Below are 805 nucleotides of genomic sequence, written 5' to 3'. Positions count from 1 at the left end.
CTGCTGACAATGATGTAAATATGCAAGCAGCCATTGTTTCGGCGGATCGTGATGTCAACATTGATGCCGGCAATAATATCACCCTATCAGAAAGCCATGATACCACTAATGCGAAGGAAAAACATGAAAATTTCTTTGCCGGTGTGACAGCTTCTGTTGATATTGGTATTATTGGTACTGTAAAAGACGTAAAGGATGCGGCAAAACGTTTTGGTCATGGGGATACAAAACACAAAATCGGCAATGGTTTGATTGTTGGCTTGAAAGGCTATGATCTCTATAACAAAGGAACAGGTCTTTATAATGGGATGAAGGGGGGAGTAACCAAAGATACTCTTTTTAATGGTCTTGATGCTTCAGCCAGCATCACAGCAGGGTTTCAGTCTCATAAGGCAGAAGCCTCTTCTCAAGGCACCAATGCGACAACAACGATCATACAAGGGGGACATGCTGTCAACATGAACGCTCACAAAGGCAACATCCATGGTGTTGGTAGTGATATTATCGCTGGCACAAACCCTCTGATCAATGATGAACAGAGCGGGAATATTACCTTGAGCGCAGGACAAAATATCATCTTTGAAAGTGCAAAAAACACGCAAAGCACACAAAATAACAGTGAAAGTGCTTCCATGAGTGTTGGCTACGGTTATGGCACAGGCGGTGCAGGAGCAACAGGCAGTGCCGCGTTTAGTCAAGGGGAAGGCTCTAGTGAGGAAATACACCATAAGAACAGCCATGTTGTGGGTACCGGAACAGTTCATACCAGCAGTGGAGGGGATACTACATTGAATGGTGCGGTATT

At 44.3% G+C, this 805-nt stretch carries 1 protein-coding gene; it reads left to right on the top strand.

Annotated elements, in window-relative coordinates; genetic code table 11:
- The coding region (locus PVV68_RS10555; RefSeq protein WP_273783057.1) for a hemagglutinin repeat-containing protein at positions 1–805 on the top strand (805 nt) is incomplete at both ends.

Source organism: Bartonella sp. ML69XJBT, assembly GCF_028618515.1.
GTDB lineage: Bacteria > Pseudomonadota > Alphaproteobacteria > Rhizobiales > Rhizobiaceae > Bartonella.
The sequence above is the reverse complement of the archived record's forward strand: the minus strand, read 5'-3'. Positions and strand labels throughout refer to the sequence as shown.